This window comes from Bradyrhizobium sp. CCGB12 (genome assembly GCF_024199845.1).
Lineage (GTDB): Bacteria > Pseudomonadota > Alphaproteobacteria > Rhizobiales > Xanthobacteraceae > Bradyrhizobium.
Genome location: NZ_JANADO010000001.1, coordinates 2951576 through 2968818, shown reverse-complemented (window position 1 = coordinate 2968818; position 17243 = coordinate 2951576). Strand labels below are relative to the sequence as shown.

General features: G+C 65.6%; 14 protein-coding genes. 6 read left to right on the top strand and 8 right to left on the bottom strand.

Going from position 1 to position 17243, the window contains the following annotated elements; genetic code table 11:
• Window positions 1-6: 6 nt before the first annotated feature.
• On the bottom strand, window positions 7-168 hold the full coding sequence (locus tag NLM27_RS14275; RefSeq protein ID WP_254143905.1) for a hypothetical protein: 162 nt from the start codon (window positions 166-168) through the stop codon (window positions 7-9).
• A gap of 128 nt (window positions 169-296) precedes the next feature.
• Between NLM27_RS14275 and NLM27_RS14270 the strand changes: the two genes are divergently transcribed.
• Both NLM27_RS14270 and NLM27_RS14265 read left to right on the top strand, forming a co-directional pair.
• On the top strand, window positions 297-1211 hold the full coding sequence (locus NLM27_RS14270; protein ID WP_254143904.1) for a DUF6502 family protein: 915 nt from the start codon (window positions 297-299) through the stop codon (window positions 1209-1211).
• Complete coding sequence (locus NLM27_RS14265) at window positions 1208-2407, top strand: DUF5666 domain-containing protein (protein WP_254143903.1); 1200 nt, start codon at window positions 1208-1210, stop codon at window positions 2405-2407. The genes NLM27_RS14270 and NLM27_RS14265 overlap by 4 nt, the downstream gene beginning before the upstream one ends.
• A gap of 30 nt (window positions 2408-2437) precedes the next feature.
• Here the strand turns inward: NLM27_RS14265 and NLM27_RS14260 are convergent, their stop codons facing one another.
• Both NLM27_RS14260 and NLM27_RS14255 read right to left on the bottom strand, forming a co-directional pair.
• A complete protein-coding gene (locus NLM27_RS14260; protein ID WP_254143902.1) occupies window positions 2438-3799 on the bottom strand; it encodes a M23 family metallopeptidase in 1362 nt (453 codons plus the stop codon).
• 110 nt (window positions 3800-3909) lie between these two features.
• Window positions 3910-4590: a peroxiredoxin gene (locus tag NLM27_RS14255; RefSeq protein ID WP_254143901.1), complete on the bottom strand. Its 681-nt coding sequence runs from the start codon at window positions 4588-4590 to the stop codon at window positions 3910-3912.
• Window positions 4591-4785: 195 nt separating this feature from the next.
• Between NLM27_RS14255 and NLM27_RS14250 the strand changes: the two genes are divergently transcribed.
• Complete coding sequence (locus NLM27_RS14250; RefSeq protein WP_254143900.1) at window positions 4786-8595, top strand: DUF3971 domain-containing protein; 3810 nt, start codon at window positions 4786-4788, stop codon at window positions 8593-8595.
• A gap of 234 nt (window positions 8596-8829) precedes the next feature.
• Here the strand turns inward: NLM27_RS14250 and NLM27_RS14245 are convergent, their stop codons facing one another.
• The 4 genes from NLM27_RS14245 to tyrS form a co-directional block, all read right to left on the bottom strand.
• A complete protein-coding gene (locus tag NLM27_RS14245; protein ID WP_254143899.1) occupies window positions 8830-10524 on the bottom strand; it encodes a methyl-accepting chemotaxis protein in 1695 nt (564 codons plus the stop codon).
• Window positions 10525-10882: 358 nt separating this feature from the next.
• Complete coding sequence (locus NLM27_RS14240) at window positions 10883-11311, bottom strand: DoxX family protein (protein WP_254143898.1); 429 nt, start codon at window positions 11309-11311, stop codon at window positions 10883-10885.
• 220 nt (window positions 11312-11531) lie between these two features.
• Window positions 11532-12794 carry an MFS transporter gene (locus tag NLM27_RS14235; RefSeq protein WP_254148823.1) on the bottom strand — a complete coding sequence of 421 codons (1263 nt, stop codon included), beginning with the start codon at window positions 12792-12794 and terminating at the stop codon, window positions 11532-11534.
• Between the two features lie 55 nt (window positions 12795-12849).
• Window positions 12850-14103, bottom strand: a complete 1254-nt coding sequence (gene tyrS / locus NLM27_RS14230) for a tyrosine--tRNA ligase (protein WP_254143897.1) — start codon at window positions 14101-14103, stop codon at window positions 12850-12852.
• A gap of 165 nt (window positions 14104-14268) precedes the next feature.
• Here tyrS and NLM27_RS14225 point away from each other — a divergent pair, with 165 nt between their 5' ends.
• The 3 genes from NLM27_RS14225 (at window position 14269) to NLM27_RS14215 (ending at window position 16481) form a co-directional block, all read left to right on the top strand.
• A complete protein-coding gene (locus NLM27_RS14225; protein ID WP_254143896.1) occupies window positions 14269-15372 on the top strand; it encodes an anhydro-N-acetylmuramic acid kinase in 1104 nt (367 codons plus the stop codon).
• A 98-nt stretch (window positions 15373-15470) separates the two neighbouring features.
• Entirely contained in the window at window positions 15471-16148 is a 678-nt protein-coding gene (locus tag NLM27_RS14220) for a glutathione S-transferase family protein (protein WP_254143895.1), read from the top strand.
• Window positions 16149-16157: 9 nt separating this feature from the next.
• Complete coding sequence (locus NLM27_RS14215) at window positions 16158-16481, top strand: multidrug efflux SMR transporter (protein ID WP_254143894.1); 324 nt, start codon at window positions 16158-16160, stop codon at window positions 16479-16481.
• A gap of 109 nt (window positions 16482-16590) precedes the next feature.
• Here NLM27_RS14215 and NLM27_RS14210 read toward each other — a convergent pair whose 3' ends face one another.
• Window positions 16591-17238, bottom strand: coding sequence for an alpha/beta hydrolase (locus NLM27_RS14210; RefSeq protein WP_014495555.1), 648 nt, complete (start codon window positions 17236-17238; stop codon window positions 16591-16593).
• Between the last annotated feature and the right edge of the window lie 5 nt (window positions 17239-17243).

Here is a 17243-nt window from a genome sequence, read left to right as displayed (position 1 = left end):
CGGTGGTCAGCCTGCGAGGAGCGCTGCGAGGAACGGTGCTGCCAGCACCGAGATGAAGATCACGCCGCGCAGCAGCGCCGGCAGCATCGGCTCGATCGCGCCGTGCCCCCAGTCGGGAGCCGGCACAGCACGCAGTGAGCTGGAGATACGGACCAAGCGGTCAGCCATTGTGGGGTGTGTCCCTTTACGTCGCGCCCTCAGTGGCGTTTCGTATATGTGGGAAAATTTACCACGTCAATCGGTTGGCGGAAAAAAGTGGGATTGTGTCCCACGTGCGGCATCGGTACAATTCAGACATGAATGCCAAGTCCGGGTCCAAGGAGGCTGACAAGTCGGCCGACAAGCCGATGGCGCCGCAGCCGAATGCCGCCGGGAAGCTGCACGCGCCGCTGGCGCGGCTGCTGCGCCCGCTCGTGCGCCTGTGCATCCGCAGCGGCATGACCTTTCCGGCGCTGGCGCAGCTGCTTCGCGAGCTCTTCGTCAACGTCGCCGAACACGAGTTCGCCCTGGAAGGAAAGGAGCAGACCGACAGCCGGGTCAGCCTGCTCACCGGCATCCATCGCAAGGAGGTGGCGCGTCTGCGCGGCGCGGGCGCACCCGTGCACGAGGCGCCGGCGGCGGTGTCGCTGACCAGTGCCGTGATCGCGCGCTGGCTTGCCGCGCCTGCGTTCACCGACGCCAAGGGCGAGCCGCTTCCTTTGCCGCGCACCGCCGAGGGCGATGCGCCCTCGTTCGAGCAGCTCGTCGCCTCCGTTACCAAGGACGTGCGCCCGCGCGCGGTGCTCGACGAATGGATCGACCGCAAGCTCGTCACCATCAACGACGCCGATGAGATCGAGCTGGTCGAGGCCGCCTTCGTGCCGAGCGGCGAGGACGACGGCAAATGGCACTATCTCGGCCGCAATCTGCATGACCATATCGCGGCCGCCGCGGAAAACGTCTCGGGGCCCGCGCCGCGCTTCCTCGAACGGGCGGTGCACTACAACAACATCTCGCCCAAGCTCGCGCGGCGGCTCGAAGCGCGCTCGCGTGAGCTCGCCATGGAGGCGCTGAAAACCGCCAACCGCGAGGCCAACCGGGCGCTCGCCAAGGACAAGGGCGGCGACGCCCGCTGGAACTTCGGCATCTACATCTATAGCGAAGCTGCCGATGAGGAGGGCGTGGCGAAGGAGGTCGGCAAGGACGGTGGCAAAGAGGGCGCTTCGTCATGAGCCGGCCGCCGCTCATCTCCCGCCGCCTGCTGCTGGCGGGATTCTGGCTCGCCGGCACGGCCATCGCCAATGCGCAGGTCAAGCGCGGCACCGATCAGGGCATCGGTGGCACCGGGATCACGCGCGGCGATGATCACGGCATCGGCGGCACCGGGATCGTCGGCGTGATCCAGCGTTTCGGCAGCATCTACGTCAACGGCCAGCGCGTCACCTATGCGAGCGACGTTCCGGTCCGGATCGACGGCGAGGCGGCCAGCGCCAAGGCGCTGCGCATCGGCCAGCTCGCGCGCGTGGTTGCGACCCGTCAGGCCAACGGCACGCTCGTCACGCGCAACATCACGATCGCCAGCGAGGTCTCTGGTCCGATTGAACAGGTGAAGGACAACGAGCTCACGGTGCTCGGCCAGAAGATTGTCGCCGGCGACAAGGAGAGCAAGCTCCGCACGGGTACGCAAGTTGCCGTCTACGGCTTGCGCCGTACTGACGGGGTCATCGTCGCAAGCTTGATCGAGCCGCGGCGCGACGCGGCCGCGCGCGTGACGGGTCTGGTCGAGCGCGGGGCGGACGGGTTGCGAATCGGCGGCTTGAAGCTGAACGGCGTCGATCCCCTGCTCGTCGGCCAGCGCGTCCAGATCGAGGGCAGCGCGCGCCAGGGGGCGATGCAGGCCACGCGCACGCGGATCGACGATTTTTCGGATCTCGTTGGCGCCAGCCGCCTGTCGATCGAGGCCTATGTGCAGCGGGTGGGCGCAAACCTCCAGCTCGGATCCGGGTTCATCGCCAATGACGGCTCGCGCTTCGGCCCGGCCGCCGGCGAAGCGCGCATGGTGGTCAACGGCGTGTTCGACCGTTCGCGCGGCCTTCAGGTCGACTCCGCGCAGGCCGTCGGCCAATTTCCGGGATCGCCGATGCAGGCGCCGGGTGGTGCCGGTCATCCCAACCGGTCGCCCGGCGGCTCGATCATGCATCCCGATCGCGGCGTCGTCACGCCGGGCGGCGGCCAGCCCGGCGCGCCGGGTGCGCCTGCGCCCGGATCGAGCCCCGGTCCGACGCCCGGCTCTGCGCCTTCAGGGTCTGGCGGTCCGTCAGGACCCGGCGGCACGGGCTCGCCCGGCGGGCCGATGGGGCCCGGCGGTGGAATGGGTGGTGGCGGTTTTGGTGGTCCCGGAGGCGGGATGGGCGGTGGCCGGCGCTAAGGGCCGCTTACGGAAGAGAGCGGCGCGGGCCTAGCCTGCGCTGAGCCGCACGCCGGCGCGCAGAAATTTCTGCGGATCGACTGCTTCGCCCTCGATGCGGGTCTCATAGTGCAAATGCGGACCAGTGGAACGGCCGGTCGAACCGACGAGACCGACCACCTGGCCGATCTTCACGATCTCGCCGACCTTCACGTTGATCTCGGAGAGATGACCATAGCGGGTCGAAAGCCCGTTGCCGTGATCGACCTCGACCATGCGGCCGTAACCGCCGGACCAGCCGGCGGAGACCACCTTGCCATTGGCTGTGACGCGAACGGGATCGCCGGTGGCGGCGCGGAAGTCGAGCCCGGTATGCATCGCGGGCCGGCCGAGGAAAGGATCGCTGCGCACGCCGAAGCCGGAGGTGAACTCGACCTCGCCGATGACGGGCTTGCGATACGGCACCAGCGCCAGGGTGCGATTGAGACGGTCCAACTCGGCGCGCGTGGTGTTGATGCGATAGAGCTGCTTCTCGAATGGCCCGGCGTTGGGCGTCAATTTGACCGGTACGAAAGGTCCGCCCATCGCGCTGCGGGGTACGGCGGCTTCGAGATTGGCGAGGTTGAGGCCGAGATCGCTGACGACGCCGCGCATCCGGCGCATGCGTGAATCCATGCCTTCCTCGGCGGCGTTGAGCGCCGCCATCTGGCGCCGCTCGACCTGATCAAGCGAGGTCGTGAGCCGGACCAGGACGTTGTCGAAGCCCTGGTTCTTGGCGAATTGGTTGGTCGGCGGCGCCGCGACGGTGGGCGCGCGCGACTCGAGTCGCGCTTCGCGGTCCGGGGGCGCCACGAAGATCACGGTGTCGCTGATCGGCGACGGCTTCGGCGTGCCCTGCATCGCGTTCTGGCCGGCGTCACCGCGCTGAGGCGTCGCGCGCGGGATCGATCCGGTCACGTCAGGCATGGCGCCGAGCGCCGTGGCCCGGGACTCCAGCGCCGTCTGGCGCTTCATGATCTGGTCGAGCTTCTGGTCGAACTGTTCCTGGTCGAGCAGCTGTCGGCTGGTGGTGCGGTCGACCTTGGCGCGCAGTTCGGCGATGCGGTCTTCATAGGCGTATTGCATCTCGGCCTGGCGCGCGATCAACCGGGTCAGGACGTCGTCGCGGAAGGCGAAATAGGTGGCGGTCGCCGCCGACCACAGTCCGAGCAACACCACCGTGCCGACCACGATCCAGAACACCACGGGCCCGAAGCGGACCTGCTTGCCGGCGTGGACGATGGTGTAGGCGTCGTCGGTCGCGGGAAGGGGAATCGCAACCGCTACGGCAGCTGGACGGCGATGGAAGGCCCTTCCGTGGTCGTGAGGATGATGCTGGGGGTGCTGCGAGTGTTGGGCAGAACTTTTCGACATCGGCACTCCCGCGCCGGTCGGATGAGTCCGTACGGCCTAATTGCCGCAGCAATCTGGGCCGGTCATGGTTAATTTTCCGGAAACGGGAACATTCGAATTTAAAGGTCTGGTTAAAGACTTCTTGCCGCTTCAAGCACCTCGTCGGCATGACCGTCGACCCGGATATTGCGCCAGACCCTGGCCACGCTGCCGTCGCTCCCCACCAGCACCGTGGTGCGAAGAATTCCAAGGAAGCTCTTGCCGTACATGGACTTTTCGCCCCACGCGCCATAGGCCTCCAGCATCTCATGTGTCTCATCCGACATGAGGGGGACGCCGAGCTTGTGCTTGTCGCGGAATTTCTCCTGGGCCTTTAACGGATCGGCGGAGATGCCGAGTACGGCCGTGCCGGCGGCGGCAAAGGCGTCTGCCAGCCGAGTGAAGTCGATGGCCTCCCTGGTGCAGCCGGGCGTGTCGGCGCGGGGGTAGAAGAACAGGACGAGCTTTTGTCCGGCATAGTCCGCCAGCGTGACGACATCGCCGCCGTCGCGGGGCAGGCGGAAAGCGGGAGCCTTCTGGCCTTCGGCCAGGCCGGACTTCGCGGCCGCGGTCGACTTGGAAGAATTTAACTGTTTCGATGCGGCCTTATGTGATCCTGCTTTTGCTATGGTCCCGGCTGATTTGCTCGCCGGTGCCCGCTGTGTCTTCGCGGACTTTGTTTGAGTCGGTGCCCGCGTTTTCAGGGCCTTCTTCTTAGCCGTCGGACTGCCGGAGGGCGTTTTGGACGATTTCTTTCGGGATTTCTTGGACATACGCCTTCCTTTCGTCGCTTTCGGCAGGTCAACCAAAGCGGTATTGCAGCTCTCGTCCGGTGTGCCGGAATCGCGCCCTCGGCTGGGCAAGTCTGACGACGCCGGAGTATGGTTACAAGGAATTCCACGCACCACCCCACTGCTCGTTGAACGCGCTCCCGGGGCGAAATGACGAACAGCAGGAATATTCGAGGTATGGCGGCAGTGCCGGCGCGGGGGCCCTCGCTCCCCATCGACGGCTGCGGTCCCGGCGGCGCTCAATCCTACGATGGGCGCCTTTATCGAGAGGCAATGGCAAGGAATAAGTCGCCCCAGGATTACACGCGGGACTTCGATCGGCGCGGCGGTCAACCACAGCCGCAGGAATGGGACGAGGCCGATTGGGATCCGGATCAGGAGGAAGCGGCGGGCCATCGCGCGCGCCGGCTGTTGTCGCGTTCCAATTCCGGTATCTATCGTTTCGGTGACGCGTTTGGGGCGTTGCGCCGCTGGCTGGTCGCCGACCGCTGGTTGAAGCGCTTCACCATGGTCGTCGGGGCCGTGGTCGTCATCTTCGTCGGCTGTTTCGGTGCGCTGTGGTGGCGGCTCGGCGCCGGTCCCATCAATCTCGATATCGCGACCCCATGGCTGGCAGCCGCCATCGAGGACAATATCGGCCACGGCAACACCGTGGAGATCGGTGGCACCCAGATCGAGCGGGCCGGGCGAATTCGTATCGCCGTCCGCATCCGCGACATCATCGTTCGCGACAGCGATCACGCCATCGTCGCCAGTGCGCCAAAGGCCGAGGTGAAGCTGTCGGGCGCGGGTCTCCTCATGGGGCATCTGCGCGCGGAAAGCCTCAATCTCGTCGATGCCGAGCTCGCGATCCGCATCGCGCCTGACGGCACAGTCACGGTCTCGGCGGGTGACACCGCAAAGCCGTTGGCAACCGGCGTTGCTTCCAAGAAGGATGCCGGCCTGCCCCCGACATTCCCCCGCAATGGCGTGCCGCCGCCGCCATTCGCCACAGCGCCTGCCAGCCCGGACACGTCCCAGGCTGCTCCCCAGACAACCGCACAGAGCGGTATTCTTCAGGGCCTCGACTGGCTCGACAGCCTGAGCATGACCGGCCTCGACGGTCAAAACCTCAACGAGATCGGTCTGAAGAACGGCAATCTGATCGTCGACGATCAGCAGCGCGGCAGCAAATGGTCGTTCGAGAACATCACGCTCAGCTTGCGCCGGCCGAGCCGTGGCGGCGTGGCGCTCAGTCTCGGCGAGGAGGGCGCGCGCCCGTGGATGCTGCGCGCCACGATCGGGCCGGCCGAGAACGGCGTGCGCTCGGTCGACATCCGCGCCGACAAGGTCTCGACCTCCAACATCCTGCTGGCGTTGCGGGTCAAGGATCTCACCTATACCGCCGATCTGCCGCTGACCGGCGAGCTCAAGGGCGAGCTCGGCCGCGACGGGGTGCCGACCTTCTTCCGCGGCAAGATCGCGGTCGGTGCGGGCAATATCATCGATACCGACACGCCCGACTACCCGATGGCGATCGACCAGGCCGAGATCAACGTCGAATGGGACGCGAACCGGCGGGTGCTGGTCGCACCATTCAAGATCCTCTCCGGCGCGAACCGCCTGACGCTGCTGGCGCATCTGGAGCCACCGAACGGCACCATCAATGATTGGCAGCTCGGCTTCAGCGGCGGTTCGATCTTGCTGGGCGGCATCGACAACGAGCCGCCGCTCGTCTTCAACCGCATTGCGATCGGCTTCCGCTTCGACACCGACCACAAGCGGCTCTTGCTGACGCAGGCCGATATCAGCAACGGCGAGATCGGAGTCGCCGGCACCGGTGCGATCGACTATTCGGGCGAGCCGCGGCTGACGCTCGGCTTTGCGGGGACGCCGATGTCGGCCTCCGCGCTGAAGCGGATGTGGCCGACGCTCGTCGTCCCGGAGCTGCGCGAATGGGTGATCGAGCGGATCGAGCGCGGCACGCTCCAGCGCATCGAGATCGGCGTCAACTCGCCGACGAAGAACCTTCCGCGCAAGGGGCCCCCGATCCCTGACGACGGCCTGTCGGTCAACATCGTGGCGAGCGGCGTCGCGGTACGTCCCGTGGACGGCATGCCTGTGGTGCATGATGCCGATCTGAAGGCGCGCGTGACCGGCCGCACCGCGACCGTGAACATCGCGCAAGGGATTGCCGATACGCCCGCCGGCCGCAAGATCACGATTTCCGACTTCACCTTCGAGGTGCCGGACATGGCGCCCAAGCCGTCGCCGTCGCGGACGAAGTTTCGCGTCGACGGACCGGTGCCCGCGGCGGCCGAAATGCTCTCCAATGATCGCCTGAGCGATCTGTCGTCGACCGTCGTCGATCCCAACACCAGCAAGGGGACGTTCTCGGCGAACATCCAGCTCGGCATGCCGGTCAAGGGCGAGCTGACCAAGGCCGACACCACCTATGCCGTGACTGCCGACCTCAACGGCTTTGCCGCCGACAAGCTGGTGATGAACCAGAAGCTGGAGGCCAACAATCTCAAGATCATCGCCAATAACCAGGGCTATCAGGTCAAGGGCGACGTCAAGATCAACGGGCAGGCGGCCTCGCTCGACTATCGCAAGCCGGCCGAGGGCGACGCGGATGTCCGCCTGCAGGCGACGCTGGACGATGCCAGCCGCGCGCGTCTGGGGTTCGATCTCAGCCCCGCCGTCAGCGGATCGCTGCCGATCAAGCTGTCGGGCAAGATCGCGAGCAATGCGGATCAGACGACGAAGCTCGGCGTCGAGGCCGACCTGACCTCGGTCAAGCTCGACAACATCCTGCCCGGCTGGGTCAAGCTGCCGGGCAAGTCCGGAAAGGCCAGCTTCAAGGTGGTGCCGACGGCGCAATCGACGCGTTTCGAGGACATCGTCATCGAAGGCGGCGGCGCCTCGATCAAGGGTTCGCTCGAGGTCGATGCGAATGGCGATCTCATGAGCGCGAATTTCCCGACCTACGCGCCATCCGACGGCGACAAGGCATCGTTGAAGGTGGAGCGCAGCCAGGAAGGCGTCGTGCGCGGCACCATGCGTGGCGACGTGTTCGACGGCCGCGCTTTCCTGAAATCGGCGATCTCGGGCAACTCCAAGGACGACAGCAAGAGCAAGCTGAAGAACGTCGATTTCGACATCGACGTGAAGCTCGGTGCCGTCGCCGGCTTCAACGGCGAGGCCATGCGCAGCGTCGATGCCAAGATGTCGAAACGCAACGGCGCCATCAAGGCCTTTACGCTGAGCGGCAAGATCGGCCGCGACACGCCAGTGGCCGCCGATTTGCGCGGCGGCCGCGCCCAGGGCAACCGCGAAGTGATCTACCTCCAGACCAGCGATGCCGGCGCGCTGCTGCGCTTCACCGACACCTACACCAAGGCAGTCGGCGGCCAGATGGTGGTGGCGATGGAGCCGCCGACATCCGAGCCGAACGCGCCCCGCGAAGGCCTCATCAACGTGCGCGACTTCACGGTGAAGGGCGAGGCACAGCTCGAGCGCGTTGCCGCCGGCGCGCCCAACGGTACCGGCAACGGCGTCTCCTTCAGCGCACTGCGCGCCGAGTTCACGCGGCAGAACGGCGCGCTGACGATCCGTGACGGCGTCGTGAAGGGGCCGATGATCGGCGCCACCATCGAGGGCTCGATCGACTATCCCGGCAACCAGGTCTGCATGAGCGGCACCTTCGTGCCGATGTATGGCGTCAACAACATCTTTGGCCAGATCCCGTTGTTCGGCATCTTCCTCGGCGGCGGCGACAAAGAGGGGCTGATCGGCGTCACCTACGAGGTCGTCGGCACCCCGGCCGCCCCCGTGATGCGCGTCAATCCGATCTCGGCGATGGCGCCGGGCCTGTTCCGCAAGATCTTCGAATTCAATACCGGCAAGCAGAACTCGCCGTTCGAGGAATTCCCCTCGCAGTCGAACGACGGCTCGACCGGATCGGCGCGTCAGCTGTCGAGCGGTTGCAACCTCGCACGGCGATAATCCGCCAACATTTCCAAGTGTTCGTCATGCCCGGGCTTGTCCCGCCTGCGCGGCCGAAGCCGCTTCGGCGAGGCGAAGGCCCGGGCATCCACGTTCTTCGGGCGGCCCCGGCAAAAAAGTGGATGGCCGGGACCATAGGCGAGCGAAAGCGACGCCGACCTTCGGACGGCTATGCCCGGCCATAACGAATGTGGCGACGCCTTCGCGCCAAACGTCCTGAGGTCGAAGAGCAGCTTACGCCGCGCGCACGCCTGCGAGGAACGTCCCGACCTCGCCGGAGAGCTGTTCGGCCTGCTTGGAGAGACTCGAGGCCGCCGCGAGCACCATGCCGGCGGCGCTGCCGGTCTCGTTCGCGGCCGTGCTGACGCCGCCGATATTGGTGGTGACCTCTCTGGTCGCCTCCGCGGTCTGCGAGACGCTGCGGGCGATCTCGGCGGTGGCGGCGCCTTGCTCCTCGATCGCGGCGCCGATCGAGGTGGCGATGCGGCTGACCTCCTCGATGGTGGCGGTGATGCCGCCGATCGCGTCCACGGCCTCTTTGGTCGCGCCCTGGATCTGCGCGATCTTGTCGCCGATCTCGCGGGTGGCTTCCGCGGTCTGGCTCGCCAGCGACTTCACCTCGGAGGCGACGACGGCAAAGCCACGACCGGCTTCGCCCGCGCGCGCGGCCTCGATGGTGGCGTTGAGGGCGAGCAGATTGGTCTGCGCCGCGATGCTGGAGATCAGCTCGGCGACGTGCTCGATCTGCTGGGCACCGTCGGAGAGCGCGCGCACGATGGTGTCGGTACGGCGGGCGCTGTCGACCGCGCGTCCCGTGACTTCGGCGGATTGCGCGACCTGACGGCTGATCTCGGTGATGGAGGAGGACAGTTCCTCGGCGGCAGCCGCGACGGTCTGGACGCGCTGGCTGGCCTCGGTGGCGGCGGAGCCGACCACGGCGGCGCGGCGGTTGGTGCCTTCGGCGGTCGACGACATCGACTTGGCGGTGGTCTCGAGCTCGCCGGAGCCGGAGGCCATCAGGCCGACGAGCTGGCCGACCGAGGCATCGAAGCGGTCGGCGAGCGCGATCAGGGCGTCGCGCTTCTCCTGCTCGGCGCGCATCTTGGTGGCGATCTGTTCGGCTTCCAGCGCGCGCGCCGTCAGTGCGGTTTGCCGGAGCACTTCGAGCGTCTCGGCCATGCGGCCGATCTCGTCGCCGCGGTTGGTCTCCTCGACCGGCTTGTCGATGGCGCCGTCCGCGATTTCTTGCATGCGGTTCTTCTGGCGGTCGAGCGCGCTGAGCACGTCGCGGGCGATCAGCCAGGACAGCGCCGCCATCAGCAACATCAGGGCGACACCGATCGCGGCCAGCTCCAGCGTCAGCGCGCGCGCATCGGCGTCGATGTCGTCGACATAGAGGCCGTAGCTGATCGTCACGTTCCAGGGCGCGAACCTGCGCGTGAACACGGTCTTGCGGACCGGCTCGGTCTGACCGGGACGGGGATAGAGATAGGAGGTCACGCCGCCCTGCGCGGTCTCAGTGCCGGCCTTGATGATGGCGTCGGCGATCAGGACGCCGTTGGAGTCTTTCGCGCCGGTGATCTTGCCCTCGAGCTGCTGGTTGGCGCCGTTGACGAGAAGCGACGTGTCGGCGTTGTAGACGACGGGGTAGCCTTGGCCGCCGTTGAAGCTCATGCGGCGACCGCGCTCGTGGAACTGCGCCTTGGCCTCCGCTTGCGTCATCTTGCCGGCGGTCACCTCGTCTTGGAGGGATTGAGCGTAGTTGTAGAGGAGTTCTACCGCGGTCCGCATCTGCTGGACGCGATCCTCCATCATGCGGCTCTTGCTGAGCACCGCCGATACCCCGATGATGGCGGTAACCGTGAGCGCCGCGAGACAGACCATGCTGGCGAGCTTGGTGCGGATCTTGAGATGACTCAGCAGCTTCATCGCAGCCCCTATGGAATGATTGTTATTGCTCGCGTCGGTAGCATGAAGTTCTTACCAATCATGAACGGACGCGTGCGATGGGCTGCCACGCACGCAGCGTTCGCAGCCACATGCGCAAATGTGCAGACACAACGCGCCTTGCCTGCACGTGGCGCGTCAGGTCGCGGAGAAAGATGATGCTGGATTTTGGTTGTGATCGAGCCGGGCCGGGGCGGCGATGAATCGATTCGTCCACCGCATCGTCATGTCCGTGCTGCTCGTGGCGGCGCTCGTTCTGATCTGGAACGTGCTGGGCGCGCGCTGAGCCGGCACCGGCGAATTCGCCGGTGCCGGTCTTTCCTTGGAATCCGCGAGTGCGTCAGCGCCGCGCGTAGGCTGCGTCGCTGTCCTTGCCCATCGCGGCATCGACGCTGACCGAGCCGCCGCCGGCTGCCGCGAGGTAGAGGCAGGCGAAGCAGAACAGAATCGCGGCGGTGCCGCCGTTGAGCAGCGGCAGGAACACCGGCGTCTCGCCCTTGAACATGTGGCCCATGAAGTAGGCGAAGGCCATTTCACCCGAGAGGATGAAGGCCGTGAGGCGAGTGAACAGGCCGAGCATCAGGAGCGCGCCGAGCACGAGCTCGAGCGTGCCGGCCGCGTAGATCAGCGGCGGGATATTGGCGAAGTAGGGGAGCACCGGAAACTTGAACAGCTTGGCGACGCCGTACTGGAACAGCAAGAGACCGGTGATGAAGCGAAACAGGCTCAGAAGAACCGGTTGAAAGCGAGTGAGATAGGGAAAGTCCATTGGTTTGTGCCCTCCATCCAATGCGCGACTTGGACCGCATTCGGTTCCGCCTCGCAAGCCACCCAGGAGCAATTCCGCGCTGACATTTTTGTCATGTCGGACAAAACAGCGCAGGCTCGGCTTTCAGCCGCGCGCGATACGCCATTTTTGCACGTGTCCACCTCGTGCTCGTCCGTAGTTTGCCGGTTACGCGAATGCGCTCAAGTTACCCCTGAGAGACCTAGCGCCGCAAGGCGGGCACGACCAGGAACGGAATCATCCCCAGCACCACGCTCGCAAGCGCGAAGACGAGCAATGCGTTGTAGCCGTGCGTCGCATCATGAATCAGGCCGCCGCTCCAGGAGCCGAACGCGGAGCCGAGGCCACTGCCGATCGAGATGGTGCCGTAGATGGTGCCGACCCGCTTGCCCTGGAAGATCCTCATCGCGGTGGCGCTGATCAGCGGGCCGCGCGAGCCCATCATGCTGCCGAAGCAGACCACGAAGCCGGTGAGCAGAAGGATGTTCGGATGGTACTGCAGCAGCCAGAGCAGGAAGATGCCGAGGATCGAGATCGCGTAGCTGAGCAGCACGGATGGCCGGCGCCCGATCAGGCCATCGAGGGCGGAGACCCCCAACATGCCGAACACCAGCACGACGCCGGAGAAGCCCCAGGCGGTTGCGGCCTGGAGCGGCGGAAACCCGGCATCGATCAGGTAGGCCACGATCTGCGCGGCGATCGCATACATGCCGACCGCAGTGAAGAAGAAGGTCGAGAACAGCGCCCAGAACGCGTGGTGCCGCATGGCGCGGAGGAGCGTCCAGCCATTGTCGACGAAGTCAGGATCGGTCTTCTTCAGGACATGGGGCGAGCCGGCAGCGAACAGCCGCCACGGCAGCAGCATGAGCGGCAGCAGCAGGCCCAGAGCCACGAAGCCGAACAGCTCGTAGGTGCCGCGCCAGCCGATGTGATCGATCAGGAGCTGCGATGCCGGCAGCAGCGCCAGCACGCCGCCGCCCATCGCCGAGTAAACCACCGACATCGCGGTCGGCAGGCGGGGCCCGAACCAACGGCCGAGCAGGATCGAGTTCGGCACGATGCCGATGAAGGCGACGCCGATGCCGACGCAGAGGCCGATCGAGAGCTGGAACTGCCAGAGCTGCTGTGCGTGGGCCGCGATCAGGAACGCCGCGCCGAGAAGCAACAGGCCGACCGCATAGACGATGCGCGGTCCGGAATGGTCGAACAGGCGTCCGACGAAGGGTGCAGTGAGACCGCTCGCGAGCCAGGTGAGGGAATAGACCGAGACGATCTGCGCGCGATCCCAGCCGAAGCTCTCGGAGATCGGCTTCAGGAACACCGTAAAGCTGTCGCCGAGCCCGCGGCCGAGCACAGCCAGTGTGAAGCAGAGCGCGAGGACAGTGAGCGCGATGCGCACGGCGCTTTGCGGCGTCGCCACAACGCGATCCCCGTTCATTTCCCTGCTGGGCGTGTTCTGGTCCATTGCAGTCAGGGAGCGCGCTTCGGCGCGCCCTGACAAGCATCAAAAGCTCATACGGCTATGCGGGCCTGATGAGGACGTGCTTCTTCTTGCCGAAGGACAGCTTGATGACGCCCTCCGGCGTCAGATCGGCCGGTGTGAGCATCATCTTCTCGTCGGTGACGGGCTCGTCGTTGACACGCAGGCCGCCGCCCTTGATCTGGCGTCGGGCTTCGCCGTTGGAGGCGACGAGGCCCGCCTTGACGAAGGCGTTGAGCACACCGAGCCCGGCGTCCAGTTCGCCGCGCGGAATTTCCACCGTCGGCAGGCTTTCGGCGAGCGCGCCTTCCTCGAAGGTGCGGCGCGCGGTTTCGGCGGCTTCGTTCGCGGCATCGCGGCCGTGCAGCAGCGCGGTCGCCTCGGTCGCCAGCACCTTCTTGGCCTCGTTGATCTCCGAGCCGCCGAGCGCCTCGAGCTTCTTGATCTCAGCTATCGGCAGCGTCGTGAACAGCTTCAGGAATTTGCCGACGTCGGCGTCCTCGGTGTTGCGCCAGTACTGCCAGAAATCATACGGCGCGAACTGGTCGGCGTTGAGCCAGACCGCGCCCTGCGCGGTCTTGCCCATCTTGGCGCCGGACGCGGTCGTCAGCAGCGGCGTCGTCAGCGCGAACAGCTGATGGGTGCCCATGCGGCGGCCGAGATCGACGCCCATGATGATGTTGCCCCACTGGTCCGAGCCGCCCATCTGCAAGCGGCAGCCGGTGCGCCTGGCGAGTTCGACGAAGTCGTAGGCCTGGCAGACCATGTAGTTGAACTCGATGAAGCTCATCTCCTGCTCGCGCTCAAGGCGAAGCCGCACGGAATCCATGGTCAGCATGCGGTTGACCGAGAAGTGCCGGCCGACGTCGCGCAGCATCTCGATCCAGTTCAGCTTGGTCAGCCACTCGGCATTGTCGAGCATGACGGCGTCGCTCTTGCCCTCGCCGTAATGCAGCACCTTTGCGAACACGCCGCGGATCGATTCCTTGTTGGCCTCGATCTCGGCGACCGTGCGCATTGCGCGCGTCTCGTCCTTGCCGGAGGGATCGCCCACCATGGTGGTGCCCCCGCCCATCAGCGTAATCGGCTTGTTGCCGGACTGCTGGAGCCAGTACAGCATCATCATGGTCAGGTAGTTGCCGATATGCAGCGAGCGGGCGGTGCAATCGTAGCCGACATAGGTGGTCGCTTCGCCCTTGGCGGCGAGCGCGTCCAGCCCCTCGAAATCGGAGCACTGATGGATGAATCCACGTTCCTGCAGGGTATTGAGGAAATCCGATTTAAATGCAGTCATTTGTCGGCGTGCCTGACAATTCTTGGTTTACTGTTTTGGGGGCAATTTAAGGATCTTCCGTGGGAACTCGATTGCCGCCCGCCATTTGGCGCTGTGGCATTATAAGATGTGTCCCTCTGGCACAAGATCGGCATGCCAGAGCGGGTCTGTTGAGGACGCTGATCCATGATGTTGACGGCACTCGGTTTGATGAGCGGCACCTCGCTGGACGGGGTGGATGTCGCGCTGATCGAAACCGACGGAAAGCAGGTGAAGGCGTTCGGACCGTCCGGCTACCGGCCCTATGGCCCCCCGGAGCGCAATCTGCTGCGCCAGGCCTTGAGCGAAGCCGTGCACCTGTCGCAGCGCGATTCCCGGCAAGGCGTTCTGGCCGAAGCCGAGCGCGCCGTGACGCAGGCTCATGCCGAAGCGGTGGCCGCCTTCATCGCCCAAAACCGCATGAAGCCGGAGGATATCGACATCGTCGGCTTCCACGGCCAGACGGTGCTGCACCGGCCCGAAAAGCGGCTGACGGTGCAGATCGGCGATGCGCCGGCGCTGGCCAAGGCGATCCATATTCCGGTGATGCATGATTTCCGCGCTGCCGACGTCGAGGCCGGCGGGCAGGGCGCGCCCTTGGTGCCGGTCTATCACCGCGCGCTCGCCAACTCGCTGGCGCGCGAAGGGCCGATCGTCGTGGTCAATATCGGCGGCGTCTCCAACATCACCTATATCGACGGCAACGATACGCTGATCGCCTGCGACACCGGGCCCGGCAACGCGCTGCTCGACGATTTCATGTACCGCACCATGAACCAGGCGTTCGATGCGGAAGGAAAATTCGCCGCGCTCGGCAAGGTGGATGAAGCCTGGATCGCGCGGGCGCTGCAGCTGCCGTTCTTCGCTGCGCCCCCGCCGAAATCACTCGACCGCAACGACTTCGCCGCCTTGAGGCTCGGCGACGTCGCACCGGCCGACGGTGCGGCAACTCTCACAGCCTTCACTGCAGCCGCGATCGGCCGGATCATTTCGCTGCTGCCACGGCGGCCGCGCAGCTGGATCGTCTGCGGCGGCGGCGCCCGCAACCTCACCATGCTGCGCATGCTGCGGGAGCGGGTGGGCTCGGCCACCGTCGAGGCCGCCGAGGCACTCGGCTGGGCCTCCGACGCCATCGAGGCCCAGGCCTTCGGCTTCCTCGCCGCGCGCGGCTTGAAGGGGCTGCCGCTGTCCTACCCGGCCACCACGGGCGTGCCGATGCCGATGACGGGCGGGGTGATCGCGCGGCCCTGAAGATCACAGGCAGTTCATGCAGATGCATTGATCTTGACGCCTACATGCAAATGCATCTATATTTGATGCAGCTGCATCTAACGCCGGGATCATTTGCCATGACCGCTTCACTGAAACTCATCAGCCACAAGCTTTGCCCTTATGTGCAGCGCGCGGTGATCGCGCTGAAGGAGAAGGGCGTGCCGTTCGAGCGGGTCGATATCGATCTCGCCAACAAGCCCGACTGGTTCCTGAAACTCTCGCCGCTCGGCAAAGTGCCGGTGCTGGTGGTGACGACGGAGAAGGGCGAGGTCGCGCTGTTCGAGAGCAACGTGATCTGCGAATACATCGAGGAGACGCAAGGCGGCGCGAAGCTGCATCCGGCGGATGCGCTGGTGCGTGCCGAGCATCGCGCCTGGATGGAGTTCGGCTCGGCCATCCTTGGCGATCTCTGGGGGCTGGAGACAACGACCGAGCCTGTGACGTACGAGAGCAAGCGTCAGGCGCTTGTGGCGAAATTCGTTCGCGTGGAGGCCGCGCTCGGCGCAGGCCCATTCTTTGCCGGCGAACAGTTCAGTTTGGTCGACGCCGTGTTCGCACCTGTCTTCCGTTATTTCGATCTGTTCGACGAGCTGACCGAGCATGGCATCTTCCGCGATGTGCCGAAGGTCCGTGCATGGCGCGCCGAGCTAGCGAAGCGCCCGAGCGTCCGCACTGCCGTCGGCGAAGACTATCCGCAATTGCTCCGCGCCTTCCTGGTGCGGCACGACGCGCATCTGCTCAAGCTCGCGGCCTGAGCGCGCACGATGTCTCAACCCATGGCTTGGCTGTTGCTGGTGATCGCCGGCGCGCTCGATGTCGGCTGGGCGATCTCGATGAAATATGCCGAAGGCTACACGCGGACGGGGTGGAGCATTGCTTCACTCGTGCTGCTCGCCGCCTTTGTCTTCCTGCTGGGACGTGCCTTGAAGGTGCTCGATGTCGGCGTCGCCTATTCGGTGTGGACCGGCATCGGTGCTGCCGGCACGTTTGTCATGGGCGTCGTGCTGTTCGGCGAGACCTTGAGCGCGATGAAGCTTGCGGGCATCGCGCTCGTCTTGATGGGGATCGTTGCGCTCAAGCTGGCTTGAGCCACCGCGCCGCGGTTTCGTAGCCCGGATGGAGCGAAGCGCAATCCGGGGTCTTGCCACAAGCAACGGCTGTCCCGGATTTCGCTTCGCTCCATCCGGGCTACAAGGTCTACCGCACGTTGGCGAGGCGCATGTCGAGATAGGCGGTGATGGTTTCCATCAGCGGCTCGAGCTTGGCGTCGAAGAAGTGGTTGGCGCCCGGGATGACCTGCTGGTCGATCACGATGCCCTTCTGCGTCTTCAGCTTCTCGACCAGCGTGTTGACGTCCTTGGGCGGCACCACCGCATCCTTCTCGCCGTGCACGATCAGACCCGACGACGGGCAGGGCGCGAGGAACGAGAAGTCATAGAGATTGGCGGGCGGCGCGATCGAGATGAAGCCCTCGACCTCGGGGCGGCGCATCAGGAGCTGCATGCCGATCCAGGCGCCGAAGGAGAAGCCGGCGACCCAGCAAGCGCGTGCTTCGGGATTGATGGTCTGGGCCCAGTCGAGCGCTGCCGCCGCGTCCGACAATTCGCCGGTGCCGTGGTCGAACGAGCCCTGGCTGCGGCCGACGCCGCGGAAGTTGAAGCGAAGCACGGAGAAGCCGCGATGTGCGAATGCGTAGTAGCACTGGTACACGATCTGATGGTTCATCGTGCCGTGGAACTGCGGATGCGGATGCAGGATCATCGCGATCGGCGCGTTCTTCTGCTTGGCCGGATGATAGCGGCCTTCGAGACGGCCAGCAGGGCCGGTGAAAATGACTTCAGGCATCGATG

Excerpts from the sequence above, each read along its gene's own strand:
- NLM27_RS14240 (WP_254143898.1), bottom strand. The coding sequence starts at position 11,311 with ATGGACTTTCCCTATCTCACTCGCTTTCAACCGGTTCTTCTGAGCCTG.
- NLM27_RS14210 (WP_014495555.1), bottom strand. The coding sequence starts at position 17,238 with ATGCCTGAAGTCATTTTCACCGGCCCTGCTGGCCGTCTCGAAGGCCGC.
- NLM27_RS14265 (WP_254143903.1), top strand. The coding sequence starts at position 1,208 with ATGAGCCGGCCGCCGCTCATCTCCCGCCGCCTGCTGCTGGCGGGATTC.
- NLM27_RS14215 (WP_254143894.1), top strand. The coding sequence starts at position 16,158 with ATGTCTCAACCCATGGCTTGGCTGTTGCTGGTGATCGCCGGCGCGCTC.
- NLM27_RS14270 (WP_254143904.1), top strand. The coding sequence starts at position 297 with ATGAATGCCAAGTCCGGGTCCAAGGAGGCTGACAAGTCGGCCGACAAG.
- NLM27_RS14275 (WP_254143905.1), bottom strand. The coding sequence starts at position 168 with ATGGCTGACCGCTTGGTCCGTATCTCCAGCTCACTGCGTGCTGTGCCG.
- NLM27_RS14260 (WP_254143902.1), bottom strand. The coding sequence starts at position 3,799 with ATGTCGAAAAGTTCTGCCCAACACTCGCAGCACCCCCAGCATCATCCT.
- NLM27_RS14235 (WP_254148823.1), bottom strand. The coding sequence starts at position 12,794 with ATGGACCAGAACACGCCCAGCAGGGAAATGAACGGGGATCGCGTTGTG.
- NLM27_RS14225 (WP_254143896.1), top strand. The coding sequence starts at position 14,269 with ATGATGTTGACGGCACTCGGTTTGATGAGCGGCACCTCGCTGGACGGG.
- NLM27_RS14255 (WP_254143901.1), bottom strand. The coding sequence starts at position 4,590 with ATGTCCAAGAAATCCCGAAAGAAATCGTCCAAAACGCCCTCCGGCAGT.
- NLM27_RS14250 (WP_254143900.1), top strand. The coding sequence starts at position 4,786 with ATGGCGGCAGTGCCGGCGCGGGGGCCCTCGCTCCCCATCGACGGCTGC.
- tyrS (WP_254143897.1), bottom strand. The coding sequence starts at position 14,103 with ATGACTGCATTTAAATCGGATTTCCTCAATACCCTGCAGGAACGTGGA.
- NLM27_RS14245 (WP_254143899.1), bottom strand. The coding sequence starts at position 10,524 with ATGAAGCTGCTGAGTCATCTCAAGATCCGCACCAAGCTCGCCAGCATG.
- NLM27_RS14220 (WP_254143895.1), top strand. The coding sequence starts at position 15,471 with ATGACCGCTTCACTGAAACTCATCAGCCACAAGCTTTGCCCTTATGTG.